This is a genomic window from Ferrovibrio terrae (genome assembly GCF_943372915.1).
GTDB classification, from domain to species: Bacteria; Pseudomonadota; Alphaproteobacteria; order Ferrovibrionales; family Ferrovibrionaceae; genus Ferrovibrio; species Ferrovibrio terrae_A.
The window spans coordinates 1-26220 of the sequence record NZ_CALSAN010000017.1 but is presented as its reverse complement, the minus strand read 5'-3'; the positions used below and the strand labels follow the sequence as shown (position 1 = coordinate 26220).

The following is a 26220-nucleotide window of genomic DNA, read 5'->3' as shown; positions in this document are numbered from 1 at the left end:
CCGGGATCTCCGGCGGGCGTTTTGCTGTCTCACACCTTCATCGGCAGGATCACCATCGGCATGCCGCGCAGATGCAGCAGGCGCTGCAGCGACAGCGCAGTGGTGTTGTGCAGCAGGCGGGTGAAGACGTTGTCGTTGTGGAACAGCAGCTTCGAGGCGAAGAACACCGTATTGGGATAGGTTTTCAGTGCATCCCCGGCCAGTTGATCGAGCAGCTGCACCGTGTCGGTGCCATAGGCGACGTAAGACCCGGTGGCGATGCCGCGCCGCGCGCACCAGCTGGCAAACCGCTGCAGCCGCGCATCGATCTCGGCCTGCATGCGCGTAACCTTTTCCTGGCCATGGAACTGCTCGGTATCGATCTCACCCACGGTGAGGAAGATCACGTTCTTGAACTGGTTGGGGAACAGCGTCAGCGCCGCCAGCAGGGTATGCATCGCCACGCCGTCGCGCGATCCTAAGAACAGCGCCGCGGTGCGTGCCTTGGGATCTGGCACCAGCTCCGGCTGCGGCGCCGCGCTCTGGCCATTGCCGAACAGCGCATCGGCCTCGGCAAGCTGGCGGTTGACGCTGTCGTAATGGCGCTTGATGCCCAGGCCGACCAGGAAGACGAAACCGGTGGCCAGCACGGTGAACCAGGCGCCGTCGGCGAATTTCTCCACCAGCGTCACCATCAGAATGCCGAAGGTGACAATGAAGCCGAGCAGCGACTGCGACAGGCCGAAGCGCCAGCCCCGGGTGTCACGATGGGTGAGCCAGTAGCGGCACAGGCCGGCGAGGCAGAGCGAGAAGGTGAGGAACACATTGATCGAGTAGAGCACGACCAGCAGATGCACCTCGCCGCCGGTGATCCACAGCGCGCCGATGGCGGCCAGGCCCATCACCACGATGCCGTCCTGGGTCACCAGGCGATCCGACAGCTGGCTGAACTGGTGCGGCATCCAGCGGTCGACCGCCATATTGGCCAGCACCGCCGGGCCGCCGAGGAAGCCGGTATTGGCGGCGACGAACAGCAGGGCGGCGGCAAAGGCCAGCGTGATCGCGAGCAGGATACCCACCATATGGCCGCCGCCGAACAGCTCCAGCAGCACCGATTCGAACACGGTCGCGTTCAGCGTGCGGCCCGGCTGCTTGGCTGCGCCCCACAGCAGGTAGAGCACGATCAGGCCGGCTGCGGTGATCGCCAGCGACAGGGCCATGTAGAGCATGGTCCATTTGCCGGTGCGCACGCGCGGCTCGCGCAGCATGTTGACATTGTTCGACACCGCTTCGATGCCGGTATAGGTGCCGCCGCCCATGGCAAACGCCTTGAGCAGCAGCGCGATCACACCGACCATGCCGATCTCGGCCGAGAAGCTGCGCGTGTCGGCGATGGTATCGGGGATCAGCGCCGGCAGGCTGTCGGCATGCAGGCCGATGCCGACCACGATCAGCACCACATGGGTGAGCAGGAAGCCGAGGAACAGCGGCACCAGCAGCGCGATCGGCTCCTTCATGCCGCGCAGGTTCAGCCCGGTGAGCAGCAGCACGACGGCGAATTCGACCGGCAGCTTCCACATCTGCAGATGCGGCGGCACCAGGCTGAACAGCGCATCGACACCGCTGGCCACCGAAATGGCGATGGTGAGCACATAGTCGATGATCAGCGCCGAACCCGACAGCAGGCCGGCATGGCTGCCGATCAGTTCGGTGGCAACCTTGTAGCCGCCGCCGCCATTGGGAAACAGCGCGATCACCTGGTTATAGGCAAAGGCGATGATGAAGACGGTGAGCGCAGTGGCCACCGCCAGATACAGCGCCAGATGCGTGTGCTCACCCAGCGCGAGAAAGGTTTCCTCCGGACCATAGTTGGCCGAGGACAATCCGTCGGCGCCGAGGCCGACCCAGGCGAGGAATGCCGCCAGCGCGATATGCTGGCGCACTTTGGGAGAAAGCGGATCGAGCGGTGCGCCCAGAAATAGGCGCTTGAGCTTATCAAAGCTCAGCCAGTGCATGGTCATGATGGATCTCTGGGGAGAGGGTGTGGAGAGGCGGTGGCCTGTCGCAGGGCATTCATGTGCGAATGCGGCGCGGATGCTCTGCCTGAAACCAGAATCCGTCAAGCTGCAGAAAATGCATACCGGCAATGCGGCGCCGGAATAATTATTTTCGCGCTTTCACGGCAAAAACAAAGCCGGCGGCCGAAACCAGCATGGCCGCCAGCATGGTGAGAATAACCGCCGCGTAACCGCCGGTCAGCTCCCAGATCAGTGCCGCCAGCGACGGCGCGATGGCGGCGGCAATGCTGGCCGGCAGCACCAGCGCGCCGCTGATCGCGCCAAAGCCCTCGCGGCCGAGCAGCTCCGGCACCGATGTGCCGCGCAGGATGGTCATCATGCCATTGGCACCGCCATAAATCGCGGCCATGACAAACAGCACCGGCACCGCGGCGGGGAATGCGGCCAGCAGCAGCATGGCGGTCACGAACAGCGCCATGACGACATAGCCGGTGGTGACGGTTTCCATCTTGCGGCCGAACAGCAGCAGGATGCGGCCACCCACCTGGGCCGGTCCGATCACCGTGATGATGGCAACGGCGATGACAAGCGGAATGCCGAATTCATTCAGCATCGGCAGGAAATGGAAAATCAGCATGGCATGCGCCAGCAGGTAGAAGGTGAAGCAGACCGCCAGGCCCCAGAAGACTGGATTCCGAAGTGCCTTGTGCATCGGGCGGCTGGGCACGGGATGACTGGACTCCGGCCTGCCGGCATCGGCCGGCTTCTCCAGCGGCAGCACCGCGCGGTCGCGCAGCAGCAGCCCGTGCACCGGCAGGCAGAACACCAGATTGCAGGCGGCCATCAGCAACAGGGCATCGCGCCAGCCCAGCGCTTCGATGGCCCAGGCGATCAGCGGCGTGAACACCGTGCTGGCGAAACCGCCGGTCAGGGTGAGCACGGTAATGCGGGTCTTGAAGTCGACCGGGAACATCCGCGTCAGCACGGCAAACACCGGCGTGTAGAGCGTGCCGGCCTGGGCGAGGCCAAGGCCGAACCAGATGGCATAGAAAGCCGCGGGGTGATCGACCCAGGCCCAGGCGGCGAACAGCAGCACCGCCAGCATGGAACCAAGGCTCATCACCAGACGGCCGCCATGACGGTCGATGATGCGGCCGACCGGATAGGCGGCGAAACCGGCGGTGAGCAGGCCGAAGGAGAGCGCGCCGTTCAGCAGGCCGCGGCCCCAGCCCAGTTCGGTTTCCATCGACACGACAAAAAGCGGAAAGCCGTAGAAGATGGTGCCCCAGGACACCAGCTGGGCAAAGGACAGGGCGGCGACCAGGGGCCAGCCGTCCTGGCGCCAGTTTCTTATTGTTTCAGCGACGCGACTCATTACCCGCGTTATAGCCTGCCTGCTGCGCGGACCGCATGGGTTTTCTGATCCGCAGCGAAAGGATGGGCGACCTCTCGCAGCAGTGGTCGATCCAAAACCGTCACCCTCGGATTTATTCCGAGGGTCCATTTGCGCGTGCTGAGGCGTGGATGGTGCAGATGGACCCTGGGGACAAGCCCCAGGGTGACAATCAGTGATGAACGAAGGGCGACCCTACTCCGCCGCGCTCTGCAGCGGCCGCGCCGGCATACCCCGGTAAACCTCGCCCTCGCCATGCGCCTTGAACAGCTCCAGCAGGCGCTTGCGCATGATCAGGCCGCCCTTGTCGGATGGCATATGCGCCTCGATGCGACGGCTGATGTCGATGCAGGCATCGGCATCGGTGGCCTCCAGGATCTCTTTATCCTCCAGCGTGATCACCGCATCCCAGTCGATCAGCTCCTGCGTGGAGCACTGGTCCTCGGTGTCGTTGCGGTAGAGCCACTGCACCAGCTGGATCTTGCCGTCTTCCATCGGTGTCGCGCAGTTGAAGATGATGTGGCGCAGGCCGCCGGGATATTCCATGTCGAGGCGGCGGCAGAACGGCATGTACCAGTGATTGCGCATATGCCGCGTGGTGGTCGGCGCCGTGGTGCCGGTGACGCGATGGGCGATCGGTGGATTGGCAATCGGCACGATTGATTCGGCATAGAAACCATAATCGGTTTCCTGCATCTCGTATTTCTCCGGCTTGGGCTGGTCGAGCTGGCCGAAGGTGGATTTGTGCACGAAGGAGAAATGCGCGTTGTCGAAAGAATTCTCCAGCATGCGCAGCGGCGCGCAGTTCCACACCTCGTAGAACTGGTCGATGCGGCGGAAGCCCGCATCGGTGTCTTCCGGGATGTCGAAGATCTCGGCCAGCGGCTCTTCCAGCGCCACCCAGGCATAGCCATAGCGCGGCTGGCAGCGATAGCTCGGTGTCTTCAGCGTGCCTGACACGGCGGCGTTATCGGGGTATTGCGGAATCTTGATGCACTGGCCGGTCTTGTCGTAGGTCCAGCCGTGATAGCCGCAGACGATGTTGCCGTTCTCGCACCAGCCCTTGGATAGCTTGGCGGTGCGGTGGCAGCAGCGGTCGGCCAGCGCGGCCGGCTTGCCCTCGGCATCCAGGAACAGCACCAGGTCTTCGCCCATCAGGCGGAAGGGCTTCGGGCCGCTCTGTAAATCGGCAAGTTTGACGGTGGCGTACCAGAATTTACGCAGGGTCTTTTGCTGGGTCGTGAGCATGGGACACGGTGTCCTGTCGCTTGGGCCCCGGACTCCGGCCGATTCTCCTGATGAATCAAGGCCAGGATGGGGATGGGGCCACCAGCCGGCCTACCGCAAATGGTCGCCTCCGCTGGCAGGGTCGAAACCCTCCCCGCCACTATGCAAAACCCGAGCCGATTCGCCAGACTGTTTTCCGGCGCAGAGGGGTGTTTTCTTGAAAAGCGCCCCATGATGGTACAATATAACGCCAGCATCCGTTTATGAGGCTCGCCATGCGCCGTCGCCAGTTCCTAGCCGCTTCCGCCGCCGGATTTGCCTGCACGGCTGCGACCAGCCCTGCCCTGGCGCTGTCGCTGGAGCCCGCACCGGCCAGCGTGGCGGATCACCTGCGCGTGCCGGCGCCGCATGTGGATGGCGCGCTCGACTGGGACCAGCTGGCCCAGGCCGGCGACAGCCTGTTCCGCGATGGCACCATCAGCCGCTTCCCCGCCGCCCTGCGCCAGCTCGACGGCCGTCAGGTGGTGCTGTCCGGCTTCATGATGCCGTTCCGCGACGGCGCGGTGCACAGCGAGTTCGTGCTGGGCGCCATGCAGTTCCATTGCACCTCCTGCATGCTGGGCGACCTGCGCCGCATCGTGGCGGTGAAAGCGGCGCAGCCCGTCGCCCTGGCCGACCAGCCGGTGACCATCCGCGGCACCCTGCGCCTGCTGGAAGCAGACGCCTCGCCGCTGTATTACCGGCTTGAGGCGGCGCAGACGGCCTGACGCGCTGTCTGATCCGGGCGCTTGAACGAGGCCCGGCTTTTCCCTAAACATCGGTTTCCGGCCGGCGGCTCTCATCTCTTTGTTCTGCGCGATGCGCCCATGACTGCATGGGGCATCGCCGCGCCCCTTTCTTCCGTTCGGATTTCACCCATGACCGCCTCCAACACTGCGCGCGCCAAACTGCGCGCCACCCTGATCGGCACCATCGCCATCTGGCTCTGGGCCGCCCTCGCCCTCTTCACCACGCTCACGCCCAGCGTGCCAGCGCTGCAGCTCACCGCCATGACCTTCTCGCTGTCGGCGCTGGCCGCCGTGGCGATGTGGCTGCTGCGCGGCGATGGCGTGCTGAAGCATTTCAGACTGGCGCCGGCCGCCTGGGCGCTCGGTATCTTCGGCCTGTTCGGCTATCACGCGCTGTATTTCCTGGCGCTGAAACTGGCGCCGCCGCTGGAAGCCAGCCTGATCAACTATCTCTGGCCGTTGCTGATCGTGCTGTTCTCGGCCCTGCTGCCGGGCGAAAAGCTGCGCTGGTTTCATCTTGCTGGCGCAGGCCTGGGTCTCGCGGGAACAGTGATCCTGATCGCCGGCAAGGGCGAGCTGGGCTTCGACTGGCGCTATGCGGCCGGCTACGCCGCCGCCTTTGCCTGCGCCTTCACCTGGTCGAGCTATTCGGTGCTGAGCCGCCGCTTCGCCACTGTCCCCACCGATGCGGTCGGCGCTTTTTGTGCGGCAACGGCTTTATTGTCGTGGATCGGGCATGTCGCGTTTGAGACCACATCATGGCCAGCCGACACCGCAGAATGGGCTGCCGTCATCGCGCTGGGGCTGGGCCCGGTCGGGCTGGCCTTCTTCTGCTGGGATCACGGCATGAAACGCGGCGATGTGCGCGCGCTTGGCACCATGGCCTATGCGGCGCCGCTGCTCTCCACCCTGCTGCTGATCGTGTTCGGCCAGGGCGCGCTGACCCTGCCGGTGATCGCGGCCTGCGCGCTGATCATCGGCGGCGCCGTGCTAGGCACGGCCGACCTCAGATCTCATGGCGGACGCCGCTGACGGCTGCAGGTCACGCGCCGCTTCCGTGGGCGATCCGCCCGGGAAGACCAGCGCCGAGAGGAAGATGCTGAGACCCAGCACGGCCAGCACGCCGAACAGCGTGTCAAAGCCGCCGCCACGGTCATAGACCAGCGCGATCAGCGGCACTGCCGTGGCGCTGGCGCCAAACGACAGCAGATAGCGCAGCGAGAATGCCCGCGCCCGCCATTCATCCGAGGTGTAGCGCGCCACCATGGTGTCGTTGATCGTCACCTGGCCGAAGACGGCGAACATGACGCCGAGGCAGGGCAGGATCAGCCACCAGCTTTCGGTGAGACCGGCGAGCAGCAGGCAGGGTGCCTGCAGGAACGACACCGTCACGAAAATCTGCTTGAGCGTATAGCGGTCGACCAGGCGGCCGATGATCAGCTGCGCGAGCGCACCGGCGAGATAGACCACGAAGACCAGCAGGCTGATGCCGACCGGCGTGCCGATCAGATCCTGCATGCGTTCGCTGAACAGCTTTGGCATCGCAATCGTCGCGGCATTGAACACCACGCCGCCGCTGACGCCCACCACGGCCAGCACCGCGAAAGCGCGGACGGCAATGGCGCGCGGCACCTTCACCTGCGGCTTGCCCTTGCGCGGCGGGCTGGCATGGTCGGGCACCATCACCAGATAGGCGATGCCGAAGCCAATGGAGATCAGGCCCGGAATGAAGAAGGCGTAGCGCCAGCCAAGGAATTGCGCGATCGCGCCGGTGACCAGCGCTGCGCAGGCGACGCCGACATTGCCCCAGACGCCATTGGTGCCAAGCTCGCGGCCGAGCTTTTCCGAGCTGACCGATTCCGCATGGGCAGTCAGCATCGCCGTGCCGACCGGGTGATAGATCGAGGCGAACAGCCCGATCAGCGTGAGCGCCAGCGCCAGCATCCACAGCGAACTGGTGCTGCCGGCCAGGATGGCCGCCAGGCCGATGCCGATGAAGAAGACGCCGAGCATGTTGCGCCGGCTCCATTTGTCGCCGAGCCAGCCCGACGGGATCGAGCCGGCACCGAAGGCGATGAAACCGCCGATGGACAGCGCCAGCAGCTCGCCGTAACTGCGGCCGAAATCCGCCTCCATCGCCAGCACGGCGGTGGGGAAGATCAGCATGAACATATGGTCGAACAGATGGGCGATGTTGACGTAGTTGATCACCCGGCGGGCCAGCGGCATGGACGGAAACTCCTCTTGATCCGCCAAGGATAACCCTGTCTGATAAGCATCGTCCTGCCTGTTTCTATCGAAAATCAGACATAATGGCCGCCAGGCGCAGCACCAATGCCGAGGATTACCAGCGCGTCGCCCGCCCGGTGGCGGCGATGCCGAAGGATTTCCCGTCCGGCCACCATATCGCGCCGCACAGCCATGAGCGCGGCCAGCTGATCTATGCCACCACGGGCGTGATGCGGGTCAGCACCGCGCCCAAAGATAAAGAGAATGGCGGCACCTGGGTGGTACCGCCGCAGCGCGCGCTGTGGATTCCGCCCGGCATCGCGCATGAGATCCACATGAGCGGCGCGGTGGCGATGCGCACGCTGTATATCGCCGCCGATACGGCTGCCGCCCTGCCGGGCAGTTGCCAGGTGATCGAGGTCTCCGACCTGCTGCGCGCGCTGATCCTTGCCGCCATGGAAGAGCCGGTGGAGTATGAGGCCGGCAGCCGCGGAGAGGCGATTGCACAACTGCTGCTGCATGAACTGCGCGGCGTGGCGGTGGTGCCGCTGCATCTGCCGCTGCCGCAGGATGCGCGACTGCAGGCGGTGTGCCGCCTGATGCTGGACCGCCTGAGCGACAATACCGATATCGAGACGCTGGCGCGTGAGGCCGGGATGTCGAGCCGCAGCCTGGCACGGCTGTTCCAGCGCGAAACCGGCCTGGGCTTCCAGGCCTGGCGTCAGCAGGCGCGCCTGGCCGAGGCGCTGGCGCAATTGAGTGGTGGCAAACCGGTGGCTCTGGTGGCGCGCGATCTCGGCTATGCCAGCCCGGCGGCGTTTACGGCGATGTTCCGCCGCAGCCTGGGCATCACACCGGGCCGGTATTTTTCACGAGCACACTCCTAAACAAAAATCGTCACCCTCGGATTTATTCCGAGGGTCCATCTGCCCAAGAATATCTATGGGCCGATGCGCGGAACGTTGGGATGGACCCTTGGGACAAGCCCAAGGGTGACGGCAAATATAGCGGCGCTAAGGCTCGCGCTGCGGCAGCGTCTTTTCCAGGAACAGGATCGCCGCGCCATCCTCCACCGCCTCGTCGTGGATGACAAAGCCGTGGTGCAGGTAGAAGGCGACCGCGCGGAAATTGAACTTCTCCACCGAGAGGCTCAGCTTGTCGGCGCGCGGATACAGCGCGATCAGCGCATCGAGAAAGCGGTTGCCGATGCCCTGGCGCTGCCGGTCCGGTCGCACATAGAGCCGCGCGATCTCCAGCGCCGGCAGGTTCCAGGCGCTGGCGAAGGCATGACCGACGATCTGCCCCGCCGTCTCGGCCACCAGAAAGGAAATGCGCGGCTGCTTCAGCTGCTGCAGCAGTACCGCCGGCGCATGCCAGAGCTGTGTGATCTCGTCGACCTTGTCGCTGCCCAGCAGCGCATCATAGGTATCGTGCCAGGTTTCGATCAGCAGGGTGCTGACGGCTGCAACATCCTCCGGCAGGGCCGCGCGGATGCGGACCGGGTCCTTCAGGGTGCCCAGCCCTTCGGCGCCAGCGTGAAGCCGGCGAAGTCGAAGCCCGGCGCCACCGTACAGCCCACCAGCGTCCACGCGCCCAGCGACTCCGCCGCCTGCCACCAGCCGGTCGGCACCACGCCCTGCGGCCGCTCGCCTTTGGCCAGATCGTTGCCGAGCAGGATCTGCTGCACCGGAGCGCCGGCGGCTTCGGCAATGCGAAGGCGCAGCGGCGCGCCGGCATGCCAGTGCCAGGTCTCCACTGCATCCACTGTATGCCAATGCGATGCCTCGCCCTGCTGCAGCAGGAAATAGATCGCGGTCGAGCGGCTGCGGCCGTTGGCATCCACCGCGGCATCGCGGAAGGTCTCGATGTAATGCCCGCCTTCGGGATGCGGCTGCAGGCCGAGCAGGCGGATCACATCCGCGGCGGTCATGCGAACAGCCGCTCCAGCAGCGCCAGACCGACATCGAGCAGGAACCACACCCAGCCAGCACCGATCACACTGACCACCATGCCGGCGATCACGATCACGCCGTCGCGTTCGATCTGGCCGATGGCGATCAGGATGATCGCCCAGGCCGGGATCAGGTTGCCGAACGGGATCGGCAGCGACAGCAGTATGGCATTCCACAGCACCAGGGCACCGATCAGGCGGCTGGTGCCGCCATCGGCCAGATGCGACAGGCGCGGCCGGATATAGCGTTCGATGCGGATGATATACGGCAGGGCCGGCCGCAGCAGCTTGGCCACATCAGCGCGGCGGAAGCTGCGGCTGCGCCAGCTGGCGGGAAACCACGGCGTGCTGAAACCCAGCAGCATCTGCACCGAGAGCAGCAGCAGCGGCGCGCCCAGGATGGCCGAGAGTCCGGGCGCGATCGGCGCCGGAATGCCGTTGGGTAGCGCGAACACCAGCACCAGCAGGCCGAAGCTGCGCGCGCCAAAGGCCTGCAGCAGCTCGTCCAGGCTGATGCGGTCATCCTCCCAGCCGTCGCACAGGGCGGCGACGATATCGCTGATCTTTTCCGGCGCGGAATCGGCCGGGGTCGACGGCGCCTGGTCGGTCATTTGCCGTCCAGCCCCGGCAGGCGCGGCGCCGCCACTTCCTCGACATCGGCCTCGATCACGTCATCGGTGCGATGCACATTGACCTCGAAACTGGGCAGCGCCGCCGGCGCGCTTTTCGATGGCCGGATGCCGAGCTGCGCCAGCTTGCGCACGCGCGGCAGCAGCCGGGTGTTGACCGAGCGGCTGAAGCTTTCGAACTGCTCGGTCGCCTGCTGCAGGCCGCGGCCCATCTTCTCGGCCAGCGTCAGCGCCGTGGCGGTCGATTCGATCAGCAACGTGACGGCATCGATGATCTTCTGGTGATTCTCGGCCTGGCGGCCGCTGTCGATCTGCATGCGCGAAAACGCGATCAGCGAGAACAGCGAGGACGGCCCGGCCAGGATCACATCCGCCTGGATGGCGCGCTGCTCGAAATCCGGCGCCGCCAGCCGCAGCTTTTCGACCGCCGCATCGTTGGGCAGGGTCATCGCCACGATGCTGCGTTTCAGGCTGCCGCCGCGGTTCGAATCCTTGTAGGCCGCCAGCACGGCATTGCCGTAATCCTTTGCCGTCAGCGCCCGCAGATGGGTATTCATGCGCTGGGCCAGCTGGGCCAGCGCGGCAGCCTCGGCGCCCTCGCCTTCGGCCTCGGCATGATCGAGCAGCAGCTTGGAGGCTTTGGAATCGACCACCAGCACCGCATCGCCGGGCAGGAAGATCACCGCATCGGGGCGCAAGGCACCGCGGTCGCTGTCGCCGGCGATGTGATGCTGCAGGATGAAGTCGATGCCCGGCTGCAGGCCGAAAGCCTTCAGCGTGTTTTCCAGGCCGATCTCGGCCAGCCGGCCAGCGCCGCCGGGATGCGACAGCATGCGGTGCATGGCCTCGACGCGGCGGTTGTCCTGGCTCTGCTGCGCCACCGTGGTCGCCACCACCTGCGCCACCTCGGCCATCTGCTTAACCACCGCCTCGGTGACACCGCGGACCTTCTTTTCCGCGTCTTCCTTCTGCGCCTCGCCCTCACGCTTGAAGTCGGCCAGCAGCTTGCTCGACATCTGGCCGGCCGATTCCAGGGCTGCCGCGCGGGCCGCCATGGTGGCGGTTTCAGCCAGTTTCTCGAAAGCCTGGCTTTTCACCCCCAGCTCGGCACGCAGGCCGGCGGCGGCGCGTTCGGCCTCCAGCCGGGCGGCCTGGGCGGTGGCGGCCTCGTCGCGGGCCTGGTCCAGCTGGTCGCGCAGCTCGGCCAGCAGGGCTGCCTCACCAGCACCGCCGCCGGCCCGCCGGAGCAGCAAAACCAGCAGAATCAGCACGATCGCCAGGCCGGCAATGCTGGCGATTGCGAGAATCGGCATTATATCCATGGGCATGGACGTTAAATATCAGCGGGCTTGACGGACTGCCAGCCCGCAGCCTATCTCACGCCCCAGATTTAAGATCGCCGTATCACGGATTTTAACCCATGGCCCAGTTGCCGATCATTGTTGCCCCGGACCCCCGGCTGGAAGCCGTTTCGACCCCGGTCGAAGCGGTGACGGATGCGGTGCGCCAGCAGCTGGATGACATGCTGGAGACCATGTATGCCGCGCCGGGCATCGGCCTCGCGGCGATCCAGGTCGGCATCCCCAAGCGCATGCTGGTGATCGACGTCTCCCGCGACGGCGACGCGAAGCAGCCGCTCTATATCATCAACCCGGAAATCACCTGGGTGTCGGATGACGACCAGCTCTATGAAGAGGGCTGCCTGTCGCTGCCGGAGCAGTATGCCGAGGTGGAACGCCCGGCCGAAGTGAAGGTCAGCTATCTCGACCGCGACGGCAACAGCCAGGAGCTGCATGCCGAGGGGCTGCTGGCGGTCTGCCTGCAGCATGAGATGGACCATCTCGACGGCGTGCTGTTCGTCGACCACCTGTCGGCGCTGAAGCGCAACATGATCCTGCGCAAGCTGCTGAAGCAGAAGCGCCTCGCCGAAGCCGGCTGAGCCGGATCAGAGCCAATGACATTGCGCCTCGTCTTCATGGGCACGCCGGATTTCGCCGTGCCGGTGCTGGAGGCTTTCCTCGCGGCCGGCGACGAGATCGTCGCCGTCTACAGCCAGCCGCCACGCCCGGCCGGCCGCGGCCAGAAGCTGACCCCCTCGCCCGTGCAGGCCTGTGCGGAACGGCATGGCCTGATGGTGCGCCATCCGGTCAGCCTGAAGAGCGCCGACGCGCAGGCGGAATTTGCTGCATTGAACGCCGATGCCGCCGTGGTGGTGGCCTATGGCCTGCTGCTGCCCAAGCCGGTGCTGGATGCGCCGAAGTATGGCTGCTTCAACCTGCATGCCTCGCTGCTGCCGCGCTGGCGCGGCGCGGCGCCGATCCAGCGCGCCATTCTGGCCGGCGATAGCGAGACCGGCGTCTGTGCCATGCAGATGGATGTCGGCCTCGATACCGGCCCGGTGCTGCTGCGCGAGAGCGTGGCGATCACCCCACGCATGACCATTACCCAGCTGCATGACGACCTGGCGCGCATCGGCGCACCGCTGATGGTGCGCGCGGTGCATGACTTTGCCGCCGGAAAAATCCAGCCGCAGCCGCAGGCGACCGACGGCGTCACTTACGCGGCCAAGCTTGCCAAAGACGAAGGCCGCATCGACTGGACGAAATCTGCCGCCGAGATCGACCGCATGGTGCGCGCGCTCAATCCCGGCCCCGGCACGACCTTTGAACTGAACGGCGAACGCATCAAGCTGCTGGCCGCCGAGCCGGTCTCGGGCAGCGGCGCGGCCGGTACCATGCTGGACGATGCCGGCACGGTCGCCTGCGGGGATGGCGCGCTGAAGCTGCTGAAACTGCAGCGCCCGAGCAAATCCGCCGTGGCGATTGCCGATTTCCTGCACGGCCTGCCGCTGCCCAAAGGCACACGGCTCGCCTGATGCCGCGCTATCGCCTGACACTGGAATATGACGGCAGCCGCTTTGCCGGCTGGCAGCGCCAGCGCGACATGCCCTCCGTGCAGCAGACCTTCGAGACCGCCGTGCAGGCGATCTGCGGCGGTGCACTGAGCGTCGAAACCGTGGTGGCCGGCCGCACCGATGCTGGCGTTCATGCGCGCGGCCAGGTGGTGCATTTCGATCTCGACCGCGATTTCACGCCCGACAAGCTGCGCGACGGTCTGAACTTCTATCTGCGCGAAGACCGCATCGCCGTGCTGGATGCCGCCATTGTCGACGGCGAGTTCAGCGCGCGGCTCTCGGCCACGGCGCGGCACTATCTCTACCGCATCCTCAACCGCCGCCCGCCGCCGGCGATGGAGGCCGGCCAGGTCTGGCATGTGCCGGTACCGCTGGATTCAGCCGCGATGCATGCGGCAGCCCAGCGCCTGCTCGGCCATCACGACTTCAACAGCTTCCGCTCCACCGAATGCCAGGCGAAGTCTTCGCTGCGCACGCTGGATGACCTGCGGGTCATGCGCGCGGGCGACGAGATTCATGTCACCACGCGCTCGCGCAGCTTCCTGCACAACCAGGTGCGAATCATGGTGGGCACCTTGAAGCTGGTCGGCGAAGGCCGCTGGACGGCCGATGATGTGAGTGCGGCGCTGGAAAAAGCCGACCGCCGCGCGGCGGGGCCGACAGCGCCGCCGGAAGGGCTGTGCCTGATGCAGGTGGATTACTGAGTCAGCGGCTCAGCTGCGCCAACCAATGGCTTTCGCCCATTCGTCGAAATCCTTGCGTCGCGCGGCGGCTTCGGCCGGCGGCGGTGCGCTTTCACCATTCTGCTGGGCCTCGGTGCGGCGCTGGCGGATGCCATCGATCAGCGGGATGAGATCTGACAGCGCCCGGCGCGCATCCACGCTGGCTTCATCGGCAATCGGCACCGGGCTCAGCTCGCCATTGGCATCCCAGTCGAACTGCGTGCCGTAAATCTGCGGGCGGCCCTCGAGCCAGCAGATGCGGTCGGTGAGCAAAGCCACCTGCCAGCGCGGCACATCGCCCTTGCTCGCGGCGGCCTCGATCACCTCCAGGCAGGCGCGCATGAAACGCGGCAGGCCGATGGCCTGCTGCACGATCATCCAGGCGGCGGCGGCGCCATCTTCGCCCACAAGCATCCGGCCCGGCCAGCCCTTGGCATCGACGATATCGGCCAGCGTCTTGGCATGGGTGTTGTGCAAATTGCGCAGCTGCTCGTTATACCCCTGGAACAGGCTGCCATCGGCGGCGAGCACCGCGCGCAGACGGCGCGCATCTTCGACCATGCCGATCAGCTTCTGACGCAAACTCTGGTCCATGACGTTTCCCTATCTGCAGCCGCATGGGGGCGGCGTGCCGCAGGCGATGTGATTCGCTGTCGCCTACCCTGCCGTGATGCACCGCCCAAGTCCAGCCGGGCGATGGATTCGCCCTGAAATCCGCCGATTCGCCGGTATGGTAAACGCCGTAGGGGAAAGCGCCGGCTCAGGACAGCAGATCAATCACGCGATGCAGCAGCAGGCTGACCATCAGGTCGAGGGCCGCAGCGGCAAGCGCCAGCGGCAGCGGCGCCCCCAGCCCGAGCCGGGCGATGCGCACGACGATGTAAAGCCAGGCCAGCAGCAAAGCGGTGCTCCAGCCGCCCAGCGTGCCGGCTGGCAGCAGATCCCAGCGTGCCAGCGCCAGCAGCGGCAGCGTCGCCGCCGTGGTGATGCCCTGCGCCCAGTTGTAGAGCACAACAAACACGGCAAAACGCTGGCCCAGGCCATAGAGCCGGCTGAGCCCGGCGATCAGCGCGAAATACGCCACCCAGGCGGCGGCGAATTTCACCACCTGCACCAGCGTGAAGGCCGTGGTGTCGTCGCCCCAGTAGGCCTGCTCGGCGGCATCGGGCTGCATCAGCAGCGCATAGGCCACCAGCATGAGCAGCGGCAGCCAGAAGCTGCGCCAGAAGCCGTCCAGCGACAGGTCGTAGCACAGCAGCGCGCGACCATCGCCGCGCAGCAGCAGGCCGAGGCCCTTCAGGGCAGAAAGGATTTCGGCCTTATGCGGCAAGGCCATCGAAGAACCGCTGCAGCATGCCTTCATAGACTTTGGAGAGCGCGCGGATATCTTCGACGCCGGCCCGTTCGTCGACCTTGTGCATGGTCTGGCCGACCAGGCCGAATTCCACCACCGGGCAATAGGCCTGGATGAAACGGGCATCCGAAGTGCCGCCGGTGGTGCTGAGGTCCGGCACGCGGCCGGTGCCCTCTTTCACCGCTTCCGCCATCGCCGCAACAAACGGCCCGGGCGCGGTGAGGAAGGGTTTGGCGCCGTCTTCCAGCACCAGGTCGAACCGCGTGCCGAGCAGGGCGCGATTCTCGCCCTGGCCGCCGCAGACGGCTTCGCAGGCGCGCGTGATCCAGCTTTTCAGGCCGTCCGATGTCTGCTCGGTGTTGTAGCGGATGTTCAGCACGGCCTTCGCATTGGCCGGGATCACGTTGTTGGCCGGATTGCCGACATCGATGGTGGTGATTTCCAGATTGGACGGCTCGAAATGCGCGTTGCCGGTATCAAGGCGGCGCGACTTCAGCGCGGCGAGGATATCGAGCAGTTTCGGAATCGGGTTGTCGGCCAGATGCGGATAGCCGACATGGCCCTGCACGCCATGCACGGTCAGCCGCGCGGTCAGCGAGCCACGGCGGCCGATTTTCATCATCTCGCCCAGCCGCAGCGGGTTGGTCGGCTCGCCCACCACGCAGACGCTGAGCTTTTCGCCCTTCTGCGCCAGCCATTGCAGCACCTTGTCGGTGCCGTTGATGGCAGGGCCTTCCTCGTCGCCGGTGATGAGAAGGCTGATGCCGCCGGGAATCTGGCCCTTGCGCGCGGCGATGAAGCGGCCGGCAGCGGCGGTGAAGGCGGCAATCGCCGATTTCATGTCGGTGGCGCCGCGGCCATAGAGCTGGCCGTCGCGAATCTCGGCGCCGAAGGGGTCGACGGTCCAGGCCGCGGCATCGCCCACCGGCACCACGTCGGTATGGCCGGCGAAGCAGAAATTGGTCTCGCCGGTGCCCCAGCGGGCATAGAGGTTTTCCACGTCCGGGGTGCCGTTTGCCGAGAATTTGAGCCGCTCGCAGCGGAAGCCCAGCGGGGTCAGCGCCGCCTCCAGCACCCCCAGCGCCCCCTGGTCGGCCGGGGTCACGCTCGGGCAGCGGATCAGGGCCTGGGACAGTTCAACGGGATCAGGCAAGGCGGAGGCAGACACGGCAGGGACCCCGGACGGACGCGTTTGAGGAGACGCCGGCATGTAACCCCTTGAATTGCTGCGGGTCAATGCGGCCAGACCTGGTGATTCGGCGGGGTTATGACGCAGGGTCCCTTCGTTGACATGGAGGGGGGCAATGCATATCTAATGCCCCGGTTTCCGTTGCGCCGGTTCTCGTTGCGCGACGTGGATTTAGCGCATTTCCCAGGGGTACGGCATAGATGTTCGGCGCGATCGCCAAGAAGCTGTTCGGTTCGGCCAACGACCGTGCCGTCAAAAGCTACCTGAAGTCCGTCCAGGCGGTGAACGACCTGGAAGCCCAGATGGCCCCGCTGAGCGATGCCGAACTGCAGGCCAAGACCGCTGAATTCCGCCAGCGCCTGGCCGGTGTGGATGGCAAGCCCGGCGCCGATCTGGACGACCTGCTGCCCGAAGCCTTTGCCGTGGTGCGCGAGGCCGCCAAGCGCGTGCTGGGCCAGCGCCATTACGACGTGCAGCTGATCGGCGGCATGGTGCTGCATGACGGCCGCATTGCCGAAATGAAGACCGGCGAAGGCAAGACGCTGGTGGCCACGCTGGCTGTCTATCTCAATGCGCTGCCCGGCAACGGCGTGCATGTCGTCACCGTGAACGACTACCTCGCCAAGCGCGACGCCGAATGGATGGGCCGGGTCTACCGCTTCCTGGGCCTCAGCGTCGGCGTCATCGTGCACGGGCTGGACGACAGCGAACGCCGCGCCGCCTATGCCTGTGACGTCACCTATGGCACCAACAACGAATACGGCTTCGACTATCTGCGCGACAACATGAAGTTCCGTCGCGAGGATATGGTGCAGCGCCCGTTCAGCTTCGCCATCGTCGACGAGGTCGACAGCATCCTGATCGACGAGGCGCGCACGCCGCTGATCATCTCCGGTCCCTCGGAAGACACCACCGACCTCTATGTGAAGGTCAATGCGCTGATCCCGCAGCTGGTACCCGAGGATTACGAGAAGGACGAGAAGCAGCGCTCGGTCAACTTCACCGAGAACGGCACCGGCCATATCGAGGAAATCCTGCGCGCCGCCGGCCTGCTGAAATCCGACTCGCTCTACGACATCGAGAATATCGCCGTCGTCCATCATGCCAACCAGGCGCTGCGCGCCCATGTGCTGTTCACCCGCGATGTCGACTACATCGTGAAGGATGACAAGGTCATCATCATCGACGAATTCACCGGCCGCATGATGGAAGGCCGCCGCTATTCCGATGGCCTGCACCAGGCGCTGGAAGCCAAGGAAGGCGTGGCCGTCCAGACCGAGAACCAGACGCTGGCCTCGATCACCTTCCAGAATTACTTCCGCATGTATCCCAAGCTGGCCGGCATGACCGGCACGGCCTCGACGGAAGCCGCCGAATTCGCCGACATCTACCGCCTGGAAGTGGTCGAGATCCCGACCAATGTGCCGGTGTCCCGCATCGATGGCGACGACGAGGTGTATCGTTCGGCGCGCGAAAAATTCGATGCCATCGTCACCCTGATCGGCGAATGCCGCGAAAAGGGCCAGCCGCTGCTGGTCGGCACCGTGTCGATCGAGAAGTCGGAACTGCTGTCCGACTTCCTGAAGCAGAAGAACATTCCCCATCACGTGCTGAACGCGCGCCATCACGACCAGGAAGCCTTCATCGTCGCCCAGGCCGGCCGCCTGGGTGCGGTGACGATTGCCACCAACATGGCCGGTCGCGGCACGGATATTCAGCTCGGCGGCAATGCCGACATGCGCATCCTGGCCGAAACCCAGGGCATGGAAGGCGAGCTGAAGGCCAAGATGGAGGCGCAGATCCGCGCCGAAGTGGCGGTGGAGAAGGACAAGGTGCGCGCTGCCGGCGGCCTCTATGTGATCGGCACCGAGCGCCATGAAAGCCGCCGCATCGACAACCAGCTGCGCGGCCGTTCCGGCCGCCAGGGCGATCCGGGCGCATCGAAATTCTTCCTCTCGCTGGAAGACGACCTGCTGCGCATCTTCGGCTCCGAGCGCATGGACAGCATGCTGCAGCGGCTCGGCCTGAAAGAGGGCGAGGCGATCATCCATCCCTGGATCAACAAGGCACTGGAAAAGGCGCAGCAGAAGGTCGAGGCGCGCAACTACGAGATCCGTAAGAACCTGCTCAAATTCGACGACGTGATGAATGACCAGCGCAAGGTCATCTACGAGCAGCGCATCGACATCATGAGCGCCGACAATGTCGCCGATACCGTGGGCGACATGCGCGACGAGATCGTCAACGACCTGGTCACCCGCCACATCCCCGAACGCGCCTATGCCGAACAGTGGGATGCGGAAGGCCTGCAGGCGGAAGTGGCGCGCATCTTCTCGATGGAGCTGCCGATCGTCGACTGGGCCAAGGAAGAAGGTATCGCCGAACAGCAGATCCGCGAGCGGCTGCTGGATGCGGTCGAGCGCCGCATGGCCGAGAAGGCCGCCAATTTCGGCCCCGATGTGATGCGCATGGTCGAGCGCAGCCTGCTGCTGCAGGTGCTCGACCAGACCTGGAAGGAACATCTGCATCACCTGGACTACCTGCGCCAGGCCATCGGGCTGCGTGCCTATGCGCAGAAGGACCCGCTGAACGAATACAAGCGCGAGGCCTTCTCGCTGTTCGAACAGATGCTGACCCGCGTGCGCGAACAGGTCACATCCATCCTCGCCCGCGTCGAAGTGCGCGCCGAGGAACCGCCGGCCGAGCTGTTCGCGCGGCCCTCGATCCCCATGCATGAAAGCCGCGGCGAAGCGCTGGAAGGCGGCAGCGACGACGATGCCCTGCCGGCGCGCCCGGTGGCGCAGGCACGCGGTGCCGCCATCGACCCCAACGATGAGTCGACCTGGAAGGCCACCCCGCGCAACGCACCCTGCCCCTGCGGCTCGGGCAAGAAATACAAATACTGCCACGGCAAGTAAGCCGTGGCTGTTCCAGCAAAGGCGCCCTGCTGCGGCCGGGCGCCTTTTTCTTTGCCCGCGCGGCATGCGATGATCCGCGCATGACCCAGCTCACCCTCGCCCAGGCCGAACGTTTCGCTGCCCTGCCGCTGCGCAATCTCGCCACCGAATACCCCAACAGCCTGGCGCATTTCGTCCATGGCCCGGACGACATGCAGCCACCGCACAAGCTGCATCCGATCTTCTGGGGCAGTTACGACTGGCATTCCTGCGTGCATGGCTGGTGGCTGCTGACGCGCTGCCTGCGCCGGCATCCCGCTCTCGCCGCAGCACCGCAGGCGCTTGCGCTCTATGCGCGTTTCTTCACAGCCGAAGCCGGCGCCGGCGAGGCCGCCTATCTCGATGCGCCGGGCCGCAACACCTGGCAGCGGCCCTATGGCTGGGGCTGGCTGCTGGCGCTGAGCGCCGAACTCGCACTGTGGGATCACCCGCAGGCGGCCAGCTGGCGCGCGGCGCTGCAGCCACTGGAACAGCGCATCGTCGCGCGCTTTCCCGCCTATATGGAGAAGCTCACCTATCCGATCCGCGTCGGCACCCATTTCAACACGGCCTTTGGCCTGCTGCTGGCGCTGCACTATGCGCATGTCACCGGCGAGCCGGCGCTGGAACCGGCGATTGCCGCCTATGCCGAACGGGTGTTCCGGGCCGACACCGACTATCCGGCGCATTACGAACCCAATGGCGACGATTTCCTCTCCGGCGGCCTGGTCGAGGCGCTGCTGATCGCCGCGCTGATGCCACAGGTTGACTTCGCCGCCTGGTGGAACCGCTTCCTGCCCAATGCCACGACGGTGTTCAAACCCGCCATCGTGGCGGATCGCTCCGATGCCAAGGGCGTGCATCTTGATGGCCTGAATCTCAGCCGGGCCTGGTGCCTGCGCGGCATCGCCGACTGTCTGCCGGGCGACCAGTCGGGCCTGCTGCAGTCGGCCGCCGCGCATGAAGCCGCCAGCCTGCCGTTTCTGGAAAGCGGCGAGTATGGCGGCGAACACTGGCTCGCCACCTATGCGGCGCTGGCGGTGGACGGGCTGGACGGCTAGGCCCTTGATTTAGCCAGCGTCGCCAATCGTGAAAGAAATACGCGCGCCTTTGTTGTCGACACCCTCGCCAACGGCGCCGCCAGTTCTGCCAATCTCACGGAAGCTTCCCTTGCCTGAGCTCCCATCCGGGCATTCAACCGTCCATGTGCCAGTCCCGTTTTTCTCGAGCACCGACTTGCCGTGGCAGACGCCACTTTGATTGGGCAGACGTATTTCAAGACGCGCGGTCGCCTTATCCAGTTCCACTGTGATGGTCCCTGACAGCGGCTCGGGCAACCCTTCCCATGACAAAACGACCTTAAGAACATCGGCGGTAACAGTGGGCACTGGCGGTGGAAAGGCTGGTGCCGGACCCGGAGTCGCAACGAATGGCTGCGGCGGCGATCCCTCCGCCTTGCCCAATCCCTCGAAAGAGAGCCTGGAGAGCACGACCTGAACATCGGCTTCCGACAGCGTGTATCCCCTGATCGCGCAATAGTAGCCCATCACTTGCTCGGTACCGGTTTTCTGCGCGCGGCCGCTCATGAACCCGATTGCCGAAACGCGCCCGAAAAGCCCCCCAAACGACACGCAGGAATTCCCCGTCACGTTAAAGCGGCGATACTCGATCGTTCCCAGTGGCGAGGGTGATGTGAGCCGTTGTGCATCGATCCAGTCGATCCGCTGGCTGCGCAACTCCCTGTAAACGACCGACAGGCGGCCGTCGAAATCAGGGTTGCTGTTATAATAATTCCCATCGGCGGCAACTGCCCATACGCGGATATGAGAAAACGCATCGTCGTTGCTGTTGCCATTAAAAAGATAGGCGAAGCTGCGGGCCGTTCGCTTGGAGGCGCCAGAGTCGACCCACTCAAAGATATGGGTCGGACGGCCAGACAGTCCTGGCGGATCGAAACTCAGCCAGCTCCGCGCATATGATACGTCGGTCCAGTTTGCTTGTGCCACCGCAGACCAAGTGCAAATGGCCATAGTTCCTGCCGCAAGGAAAACTGCCCGCATGAATTCCCTTTCCAAGTCCTTCGAAAAATCCTAGCACCCGCAACACCAAAGCCAATACATATTGCCAAGACCCGTATTCTGTGGCCCGCCTTGGCCGCCCATCTGACCGGCGATCAGTCGGGCCTGCTGGCAGTCGGCTGCCGCGCATGAAGCCGCCAGCCTGCCGTTTCTGGAAAGCGGCGAGTATGGCGGCGAACACTGGCTCGCCAACTATGCCGCGCTGGCGGTGGAGGGGCTGACGACATGACGACCGCTGCATACTAGCGTCATCGGCATCCGCTGATGCTCCGGCAAGACGAAGCTGATAGACTGGAGTCGTGAGCATGACCGGAGATCGGCTACCCAACGAAGAGCGTGACGGCTTCGAACGCGCGCTGGGCGTCAGCCTGCCCAAACGCACCCTGCTCGACCGCACATTGGTGGGGTTCATCGCCCTCGCCACCTATCCGGCCTGGCTGATCCCGGAAACCCTGCGCCTGTGGACGGCGGCGAAGCGCGCCACATCCTGGCGACGCATCTACTTCATCATCGATCGCGCCACCGAATGGCCGGCCCGTTACTGGGGCATTTTTCTCATCGCCATTCCGCTGCTGCTGCTGCTGGGCTGGATCAACCGCCTTCTCGCGCCGCCGCTGCGCTGACGCCGCTCACGGCCCGCTGCTGCGCCGCTGTTCCTCGGCATTGAGGCGCTCGAGCAGGTCTTCAAAGCCTTTGCGCGCCGCACCGATGCCGTAATCGAATACCCGCATGCCCAGGCCGATCACCTTGGGTGCCCCCTTCGGCTTGCCATAGCGCCAGGCACCCCTGCCGCCATCGGTGATGCCTTCGATGGTTCGCATGATCTGCAGCGTCTGTTCGGTCTCGCGTTTGGACTCGGTCAGCCGCTGCGGTGTCATGGCCGGAACCTCCCAAACCGGATTGGCGATGCTGTCTGCGATCTTGGCGCGCAACTTGCCGGCCAGGGCCGGATTGCTGCGGCCGAGTTTTTCAATGTCCGCCATCGCCGCATACTGCCCGCGCTTGTCGAGGTGATGATAGAAGCGTACCGCACCCAGGCCGCGCATGGTCTCAAGGCTGTCCAGCTCCATCGTCTCCGGGTCGAGGCCGAGCGTGGTGGCCAGCGCATGGTTGGACATGCGGATGGCGTCGCGATCCGCCGCCGGCGGCGGCGATCCGGACGCCGGCCCCGTTTGCGATTCTGCGTTGGCATCGCTGACTGCCCCGCTCTGCACCTGCAGGCCCTGCGGCGGCCGGTAGATATCGCGCAGCCAGCCCATGGTCTCGCCGCCCGGACCGGCCCAGCCATCGACGGTGAGGCCATTCTCTTTCTGCAGGCGACGCAAGGCCGCGTCGTCGCGGTTGCCCCAGTAGCCGGTCGGGCCGCCGGTGGCCTCGGCATCGAGCACGCCTTCGCGATGCAGCAGCGCCTGGGTCTTGAAAACGTCGCCGCGCTGGTTGGCCTGCCCGGTACCGACCGTGCCATTGAGATCGAACAGCCGTTCGCCGAACAGGCTGTTCAGCGGGGCGCCGTTCATCCAGGCCCCGCGCGCCGCTTCCCAGGCCGGATCGCCGGCGCCAATGCGGCCGAAGGGGTCGGAATCGGGCTCCGGCGCCGGGTTGGAGCCGAACAGGGTGCTGAAATCCATCTCGTCGAGCGGCGAAGCCATCGGAAATCTCCATCGGACGATTAAAAAAGAACAAAATATGAATTCATAATAGGATATTATTCGTATAATTGCAAGAAAAAGTTCTTGTTAAATTCTATTCCGCCTAACCTACGGGAAGCCTTGCCAATCCCCGCCACCCTATGGCTGGCTGCTCTGATACCGGAGGAAACCGCATGCCCGTCAGCCCAGAACTCTGGCTCGCCTTCGCCGCCGCCGCGACCGTGATGATCCTGATCCCCGGCCCCACCACGCTGATGGTGCTGGGCCATACCATGGCCGGCGGGCCGCGCCGCGGCGCGCTCAGCCTGATCGGCGTGACGCTCGGCGACATCTGCGCCATCACGCTGTCCATGCTCGGCTTCAGCGCGATCCTTGCCACCTCGGCCGAGGCCTTCACGGCGATGAAATGGATCGGCGCCGCCTATCTGCTCTGGCTCGGCATCAAGCTGTGGCGCGCCCCGCCCATGGATCTCACGCCTGTCAGTGCCGGCGCCTCCACCGCGCGCGATGCCATCCTGCAGACCTTCATCGTCACGCTGCTCAATCCCAAGGGCATCCTGTTCTTCGCCGCCTTCCTGCCGCAGTTCATCGACCCGACCCGGCCGCTCTGGCCGCAGGTGGCGGTGCTGACGCTGACCATGAATGTGCTGGCCGCCAGCATCCAGGGCTGCTGGATCGCCATGATGGGCCAGGCGCGCAACCGCATCGTGAGCCCGCGTGTGCTGAAGACCATGAACCGTGCGGGTGGCGCCATGCTGATCGGCGCGGGCATGCTGACCGCCACGCTGAAGCGCGGCTGACCATGCTGCGGCTCGCTCCGGCGACGGAAAAATTCTCCATCGCGATCCCCGAGGCGGCACTGGCCGACCTGAAAGATCGACTGGCGCGCACGCGGTTCCCCGCCGAGCCCGCCGATGCCGCCTGGCAGTATGGCAGCAACGGCGCCTATATGCGCCGCGTCATCGGGCACTGGCAGACACGGTTCGACTGGCGCCAGTGGGAAGCGCGGCTGAATGCCTTCCTGCAGTATCGCGTCAAACTGAAACGCCCCGATACCGGCACGCTGCAGACCATTCATTTCCTGATCGAGCCGGGTTCCGGTGACACGCCGCGCCCGCTGCTGCTCACCCATGGCTGGCCCGGCTCGGTGCTGGAATTCATCGCTGTGATCGAGAAGCTGGCGCATCCCGAACGCTTCGGCGGCAAGGTGGAAGACGCCTTCACCGTGATCTGCCCGACCCTGCCGGGCTATGGCTTCTCGATGCCGCTGGAGAAACCCATCGCCCCGCGTGCCATTGCCAGATTGTGGCGCGACCTGATGGTGGAGGTGCTGGGCTTCAATCGCTTTCTGGTGCAGGCCGGCGACTGGGGCTCGATCGTCTCCAGCTGGCTCGGCGCCGATTTTTCCGATCATGCCGCGGCGCTGCATCTCAACATGGTGCCGCTGCGCCCGCCGCTGACCAAAGACTCCGCGCCGCTCAGCGCCGGCGAGAAGGAATGGATCGCCCATACCAAGAAGCTCTATGCCAGCGAGGCCGGCTATTTCGCCATCCAGAGCACCAAGCCTTCGACGCTCGGCTTTGGCCTGAGCGACAGTCCCGCCGGCCTGGCCGGCTGGGTCATCGAGAAATTCCACGGCTTCCCGCGCGCGCCGGCCGAACAGGGACCGCCCTTCGATCTCGATCACCTGATCGCCAATGTGGCGCTCTACTGGCTGACCGATACCGCCACCACATCGACCTGGATGTACTGGGCGGCCGTCCGCTCCGGCGACATGGCTCTCAAGCCCGGCGAATTCGTGCGCAGCCCCACCGGCTTTTTGCTGCCGCCCTGGGACCTAGTGCCGCCGCCGCCGAAAGGCTGGCTCGAGCGCGGCTATAACGTGACGCATCGCCACGACCTCGAACGCGGCGGGCATTTTGTCGCGATGGAGCAGCCCGAAGCTTTCGTCGCCGATGTGCAGGACTTCTTCCGCAACATGGTTGTTTAAATATGAGCAAGAACGAACGCTGGTTTGAGGATTACACGGTGGGCGAGATCATCCGCGCCGATGGCCGCACCATCTCGGAGCCCGAGATTCTGGCCTTTGCCTTCAACTACGATCCGCAGCCCTTCCATATCGACAAGCTGGCCGCCGAACAGTCGCCGTATAAAGGCCTGATCGCGTCGGGCTGGCAGACCGCCTTGCTGGGGTTCCGCATGCTGCTGGATGCCGGCCTGCTCGGCAAGGGCAGCATGGGCTCGCCGGGGCTGGACGAGATCCGCTGGTTCATGCCGGTGCGGCCGGGCGACACGCTGTATGGCCGCGCCAGCATCGAGGACAAGCGCGAGAGCGCCTCCAAACCCGACCGCGGCATCGTGAAAATGAAATACTGGATCGAGAACCAGGCGGGCGACACCGTGATGCATTTCTTCGGCACCCAGATGGTGCTGAAACGGCCGGCTTGACTCTGGCGCGCAGCGCCCTTTCTCAAGCCGACGCAAACTCAGTCCAGGGAAACACCACCATGTCCGTCACGCTTTATTATGGTTCCGGTTCTGCCTATGCCTGGCGCGTCTGGCTCGCGCTGGAACACAAGCAGGTGCCCTATGAACTGAAGGTGCTGTCCTTCAGCGAGGGCGACCTCAGGACACCCGAATACACCAAGCTCAACCCGCGCCAGCGCGTGCCCATTTTGGTGGACGATGATTTCGTCATCCGTGAATCGGCTGCCATCATGGAATATGTCGAGGAGCGCTGGCCGCAGGCACCCTTATTCTCGAAAGACCTGCGTGAGCGCGCCGAGCAGCGCCGCATGATCCGCGAGGCCGACGACGATGTCGGCACCAAGGTGGGTGAGCTGTTCGGCGCCGTGTTCGCACCGCCGGAAAAAGCCGATGCGGCGAAACTGGCCGCAGCCGTAGCCGATGTGAAAGCCGAAATCGCCAACTGGGAGCCGCAGATCGCCGGCGACTATGTGAACGGCAATGCGGTGTCGGTGGTCGACTACACGCTGTATCCGCATCTTGCCATCATCGGGCGTTTCCAGCTGCGCAAGCCCGAGGCGATTGCCGCCGATATCTTCAGCCCGAAGGTGGGTGCCTGGATGGCGCGCATGAAGGCACTGCCGATCATGCAGAAGACCTGGCCGCCGCACTGGAAGTGACCTCCTCTCGTCGCTCCC

General features: G+C 65.1%; 26 protein-coding genes. 13 read left to right on the top strand and 13 right to left on the bottom strand.

Annotated elements, in window-relative coordinates:
- Positions 1 to 29 precede the first annotated feature (29 nt).
- The 3 genes from AAG821_RS13105 to AAG821_RS13095 form a co-directional block, all read right to left on the bottom strand.
- The gene (locus AAG821_RS13105) at positions 30 to 2000 is read right to left on the bottom strand and encodes an APC family permease (RefSeq protein WP_341912914.1); all 1971 of its coding nucleotides are present in this window, start codon (positions 1998 to 2000) and stop codon (positions 30 to 32) included.
- 142 nt (positions 2001 to 2142) lie between these two features.
- A complete protein-coding gene (locus AAG821_RS13100) occupies positions 2143 to 3372 on the bottom strand; it encodes an MFS transporter (protein ID WP_341912912.1) in 1230 nt (409 codons plus the stop codon).
- 213 nt (positions 3373 to 3585) lie between these two features.
- A complete protein-coding gene (locus tag AAG821_RS13095) occupies positions 3586 to 4638 on the bottom strand; it encodes a Rieske 2Fe-2S domain-containing protein (RefSeq protein ID WP_341912910.1) in 1053 nt (350 codons plus the stop codon).
- 254 nt (positions 4639 to 4892) lie between these two features.
- On the opposite strand from AAG821_RS13095, the gene AAG821_RS13090 reads away from it, so the two are divergent.
- Entirely contained in the window at positions 4893 to 5384 is a 492-nt protein-coding gene (locus tag AAG821_RS13090; RefSeq protein WP_341912908.1) for a hypothetical protein, read from the top strand.
- A gap of 150 nt (positions 5385 to 5534) precedes the next feature.
- Positions 5535 to 6437: an EamA family transporter gene (locus tag AAG821_RS13085; RefSeq protein ID WP_341912906.1), complete on the top strand. Its 903-nt coding sequence runs from the start codon at positions 5535 to 5537 to the stop codon at positions 6435 to 6437.
- Here the strand turns inward: AAG821_RS13085 and AAG821_RS13080 are convergent.
- Positions 6396 to 7634 carry an MFS transporter gene (locus AAG821_RS13080; protein WP_341912903.1) on the bottom strand — a complete coding sequence of 413 codons (1239 nt, stop codon included), beginning with the start codon at positions 7632 to 7634 and terminating at the stop codon, positions 6396 to 6398. The two genes, AAG821_RS13085 and AAG821_RS13080, sit on opposite strands and share 42 nt — an antisense overlap.
- Before the next feature lie 83 nt (positions 7635 to 7717).
- Here AAG821_RS13080 and AAG821_RS13075 point away from each other — a divergent pair, with 83 nt between their 5' ends.
- Positions 7718 to 8521 (top strand): helix-turn-helix transcriptional regulator, encoded by an 804-nt coding sequence (locus tag AAG821_RS13075; protein ID WP_341912901.1) that lies wholly within the window; start codon positions 7718 to 7720, stop codon positions 8519 to 8521.
- 126 nt (positions 8522 to 8647) lie between these two features.
- Here the strand turns inward: AAG821_RS13075 and AAG821_RS13070 are convergent, their stop codons facing one another.
- The 4 genes from AAG821_RS13070 to rmuC are packed head-to-tail and all read right to left on the bottom strand — an operon-like array spanning position 8648 to position 11527.
- Positions 8648 to 9223, bottom strand: a complete 576-nt coding sequence (locus AAG821_RS13070) for a GNAT family N-acetyltransferase (RefSeq protein ID WP_341912899.1) — start codon at positions 9221 to 9223, stop codon at positions 8648 to 8650.
- A complete protein-coding gene (locus AAG821_RS13065; RefSeq protein WP_341912898.1) occupies positions 9142 to 9564 on the bottom strand; it encodes a cupin domain-containing protein in 423 nt (140 codons plus the stop codon). The genes AAG821_RS13070 and AAG821_RS13065 overlap by 82 nt, the downstream gene beginning before the upstream one ends.
- Positions 9561 to 10196: an exopolysaccharide biosynthesis protein gene (locus AAG821_RS13060; RefSeq protein WP_341912895.1), complete on the bottom strand. Its 636-nt coding sequence runs from the start codon at positions 10194 to 10196 to the stop codon at positions 9561 to 9563. Before AAG821_RS13060 ends, AAG821_RS13065 begins: the two co-directional genes overlap by 4 nt.
- A complete protein-coding gene (gene rmuC, locus AAG821_RS13055; RefSeq protein ID WP_341912894.1) occupies positions 10193 to 11527 on the bottom strand; it encodes a DNA recombination protein RmuC in 1335 nt (444 codons plus the stop codon). Before rmuC ends, AAG821_RS13060 begins: the two co-directional genes overlap by 4 nt.
- Positions 11528 to 11634: 107 nt before the next feature.
- Between rmuC and def the strand changes: the two genes are divergently transcribed.
- From def to truA, 3 genes are read left to right on the top strand one after another with little or no spacing between them, the layout of a single operon-like run.
- On the top strand, positions 11635 to 12153 hold the full coding sequence (gene def, locus AAG821_RS13050; protein ID WP_341912892.1) for a peptide deformylase: 519 nt from the start codon (positions 11635 to 11637) through the stop codon (positions 12151 to 12153).
- A 15-nt stretch (positions 12154 to 12168) separates the two neighbouring features.
- Positions 12169 to 13089: a methionyl-tRNA formyltransferase gene (gene fmt, locus AAG821_RS13045; RefSeq protein WP_341912890.1), complete on the top strand. Its 921-nt coding sequence runs from the start codon at positions 12169 to 12171 to the stop codon at positions 13087 to 13089.
- Positions 13089 to 13832 (top strand): tRNA pseudouridine(38-40) synthase TruA, encoded by a 744-nt coding sequence (gene truA, locus AAG821_RS13040; protein ID WP_341912888.1) that lies wholly within the window; start codon positions 13089 to 13091, stop codon positions 13830 to 13832. The genes fmt and truA overlap by 1 nt, the downstream gene beginning before the upstream one ends.
- Positions 13833 to 13841: 9 nt before the next feature.
- On the opposite strand, the gene AAG821_RS13035 is transcribed toward truA, so the two are convergent.
- The 3 genes from AAG821_RS13035 to dapE form a co-directional block, all read right to left on the bottom strand.
- Positions 13842 to 14444 carry a DUF6624 domain-containing protein gene (locus AAG821_RS13035; RefSeq protein WP_341912886.1) on the bottom strand — a complete coding sequence of 201 codons (603 nt, stop codon included), beginning with the start codon at positions 14442 to 14444 and terminating at the stop codon, positions 13842 to 13844.
- Positions 14445 to 14610: 166 nt separating this feature from the next.
- On the bottom strand, positions 14611 to 15186 hold the full coding sequence (locus AAG821_RS13030) for a hypothetical protein (RefSeq protein ID WP_341912885.1): 576 nt from the start codon (positions 15184 to 15186) through the stop codon (positions 14611 to 14613).
- Positions 15170 to 16414, bottom strand: coding sequence for a succinyl-diaminopimelate desuccinylase (gene dapE, locus AAG821_RS13025; RefSeq protein WP_341912883.1), 1245 nt, complete (start codon positions 16412 to 16414; stop codon positions 15170 to 15172). The genes AAG821_RS13030 and dapE overlap by 17 nt, the downstream gene beginning before the upstream one ends.
- 179 nt (positions 16415 to 16593) lie before the next feature.
- Here dapE and secA point away from each other — a divergent pair, with 179 nt between their 5' ends.
- Positions 16594 to 19311 (top strand): preprotein translocase subunit SecA, encoded by a 2718-nt coding sequence (gene secA, locus AAG821_RS13020; protein WP_341916302.1) that lies wholly within the window; start codon positions 16594 to 16596, stop codon positions 19309 to 19311.
- Between the two features lie 80 nt (positions 19312 to 19391).
- Positions 19392 to 20390 carry a DUF2891 domain-containing protein gene (locus AAG821_RS13015; RefSeq protein ID WP_341915924.1) on the top strand — a complete coding sequence of 333 codons (999 nt, stop codon included), beginning with the start codon at positions 19392 to 19394 and terminating at the stop codon, positions 20388 to 20390.
- Positions 20391 to 20399: 9 nt separating this feature from the next.
- Here the strand turns inward: AAG821_RS13015 and AAG821_RS13010 are convergent, their stop codons facing one another.
- Positions 20400 to 21404, bottom strand: coding sequence for a hypothetical protein (locus tag AAG821_RS13010; RefSeq protein ID WP_341915923.1), 1005 nt, complete (start codon positions 21402 to 21404; stop codon positions 20400 to 20402).
- Between the two features lie 308 nt (positions 21405 to 21712).
- Here AAG821_RS13010 and AAG821_RS13005 point away from each other — a divergent pair, with 308 nt between their 5' ends.
- Positions 21713 to 22030 (top strand): hypothetical protein, encoded by a 318-nt coding sequence (locus tag AAG821_RS13005; RefSeq protein ID WP_341915921.1) that lies wholly within the window; start codon positions 21713 to 21715, stop codon positions 22028 to 22030.
- Between the two features lie 6 nt (positions 22031 to 22036).
- Here the strand turns inward: AAG821_RS13005 and AAG821_RS13000 are convergent, their stop codons facing one another.
- Complete coding sequence (locus AAG821_RS13000; RefSeq protein ID WP_341915920.1) at positions 22037 to 23056, bottom strand: peptidoglycan-binding domain-containing protein; 1020 nt, start codon at positions 23054 to 23056, stop codon at positions 22037 to 22039.
- Positions 23057 to 23229: 173 nt separating this feature from the next.
- On the opposite strand from AAG821_RS13000, the gene AAG821_RS12995 reads away from it, so the two are divergent.
- From AAG821_RS12995 to AAG821_RS12980, 4 genes are read left to right on the top strand one after another with little or no spacing between them, the layout of a single operon-like run.
- On the top strand, positions 23230 to 23856 hold the full coding sequence (locus tag AAG821_RS12995) for a LysE family translocator (RefSeq protein WP_341915918.1): 627 nt from the start codon (positions 23230 to 23232) through the stop codon (positions 23854 to 23856).
- Positions 23857 to 23858: 2 nt separating this feature from the next.
- Positions 23859 to 25046 carry an epoxide hydrolase family protein gene (locus AAG821_RS12990; protein ID WP_341915917.1) on the top strand — a complete coding sequence of 396 codons (1188 nt, stop codon included), beginning with the start codon at positions 23859 to 23861 and terminating at the stop codon, positions 25044 to 25046.
- A 2-nt stretch (positions 25047 to 25048) separates the two neighbouring features.
- The gene (locus AAG821_RS12985; RefSeq protein ID WP_341915916.1) at positions 25049 to 25504 is read left to right on the top strand and encodes a MaoC family dehydratase; all 456 of its coding nucleotides are present in this window, start codon (positions 25049 to 25051) and stop codon (positions 25502 to 25504) included.
- A 59-nt stretch (positions 25505 to 25563) separates the two neighbouring features.
- Positions 25564 to 26202 carry a glutathione S-transferase family protein gene (locus tag AAG821_RS12980; RefSeq protein WP_341915914.1) on the top strand — a complete coding sequence of 213 codons (639 nt, stop codon included), beginning with the start codon at positions 25564 to 25566 and terminating at the stop codon, positions 26200 to 26202.
- The last annotated feature ends 18 nt before the right edge of the window (positions 26203 to 26220 follow it).

Bases quoted from the DNA above. Each gene is read 5' to 3' on its own strand.
- AAG821_RS13105 (WP_341912914.1), bottom strand. From the start codon at position 2,000: ATGACCATGCACTGGCTGAGCTTTGATAAGCTCAAGCGCCTATTTCTG.
- AAG821_RS13100 (WP_341912912.1), bottom strand. From the start codon at position 3,372: ATGAGTCGCGTCGCTGAAACAATAAGAAACTGGCGCCAGGACGGCTGG.
- AAG821_RS13095 (WP_341912910.1), bottom strand. From the start codon at position 4,638: ATGCTCACGACCCAGCAAAAGACCCTGCGTAAATTCTGGTACGCCACC.
- AAG821_RS13090 (WP_341912908.1), top strand. From the start codon at position 4,893: ATGCGCCGTCGCCAGTTCCTAGCCGCTTCCGCCGCCGGATTTGCCTGC.
- AAG821_RS13085 (WP_341912906.1), top strand. From the start codon at position 5,535: ATGACCGCCTCCAACACTGCGCGCGCCAAACTGCGCGCCACCCTGATC.
- AAG821_RS13080 (WP_341912903.1), bottom strand. From the start codon at position 7,634: ATGCCGCTGGCCCGCCGGGTGATCAACTACGTCAACATCGCCCATCTG.
- AAG821_RS13075 (WP_341912901.1), top strand. From the start codon at position 7,718: ATGGCCGCCAGGCGCAGCACCAATGCCGAGGATTACCAGCGCGTCGCC.
- AAG821_RS13065 (WP_341912898.1), bottom strand. From the start codon at position 9,564: ATGACCGCCGCGGATGTGATCCGCCTGCTCGGCCTGCAGCCGCATCCC.
- AAG821_RS13060 (WP_341912895.1), bottom strand. From the start codon at position 10,196: ATGACCGACCAGGCGCCGTCGACCCCGGCCGATTCCGCGCCGGAAAAG.
- rmuC (WP_341912894.1), bottom strand. From the start codon at position 11,527: ATGCCGATTCTCGCAATCGCCAGCATTGCCGGCCTGGCGATCGTGCTG.
- def (WP_341912892.1), top strand. From the start codon at position 11,635: ATGGCCCAGTTGCCGATCATTGTTGCCCCGGACCCCCGGCTGGAAGCC.
- fmt (WP_341912890.1), top strand. From the start codon at position 12,169: ATGACATTGCGCCTCGTCTTCATGGGCACGCCGGATTTCGCCGTGCCG.
- truA (WP_341912888.1), top strand. From the start codon at position 13,089: ATGCCGCGCTATCGCCTGACACTGGAATATGACGGCAGCCGCTTTGCC.
- AAG821_RS13035 (WP_341912886.1), bottom strand. From the start codon at position 14,444: ATGGACCAGAGTTTGCGTCAGAAGCTGATCGGCATGGTCGAAGATGCG.
- AAG821_RS13030 (WP_341912885.1), bottom strand. From the start codon at position 15,186: ATGGCCTTGCCGCATAAGGCCGAAATCCTTTCTGCCCTGAAGGGCCTC.
- dapE (WP_341912883.1), bottom strand. From the start codon at position 16,414: ATGCCGGCGTCTCCTCAAACGCGTCCGTCCGGGGTCCCTGCCGTGTCT.
- secA (WP_341916302.1), top strand. From the start codon at position 16,594: ATGTTCGGCGCGATCGCCAAGAAGCTGTTCGGTTCGGCCAACGACCGT.
- AAG821_RS13015 (WP_341915924.1), top strand. From the start codon at position 19,392: ATGACCCAGCTCACCCTCGCCCAGGCCGAACGTTTCGCTGCCCTGCCG.
- AAG821_RS13005 (WP_341915921.1), top strand. From the start codon at position 21,713: ATGACCGGAGATCGGCTACCCAACGAAGAGCGTGACGGCTTCGAACGC.
- AAG821_RS13000 (WP_341915920.1), bottom strand. From the start codon at position 23,056: ATGGCTTCGCCGCTCGACGAGATGGATTTCAGCACCCTGTTCGGCTCC.
- AAG821_RS12995 (WP_341915918.1), top strand. From the start codon at position 23,230: ATGCCCGTCAGCCCAGAACTCTGGCTCGCCTTCGCCGCCGCCGCGACC.
- AAG821_RS12990 (WP_341915917.1), top strand. From the start codon at position 23,859: ATGCTGCGGCTCGCTCCGGCGACGGAAAAATTCTCCATCGCGATCCCC.
- AAG821_RS12985 (WP_341915916.1), top strand. From the start codon at position 25,049: ATGAGCAAGAACGAACGCTGGTTTGAGGATTACACGGTGGGCGAGATC.
- AAG821_RS12980 (WP_341915914.1), top strand. From the start codon at position 25,564: ATGTCCGTCACGCTTTATTATGGTTCCGGTTCTGCCTATGCCTGGCGC.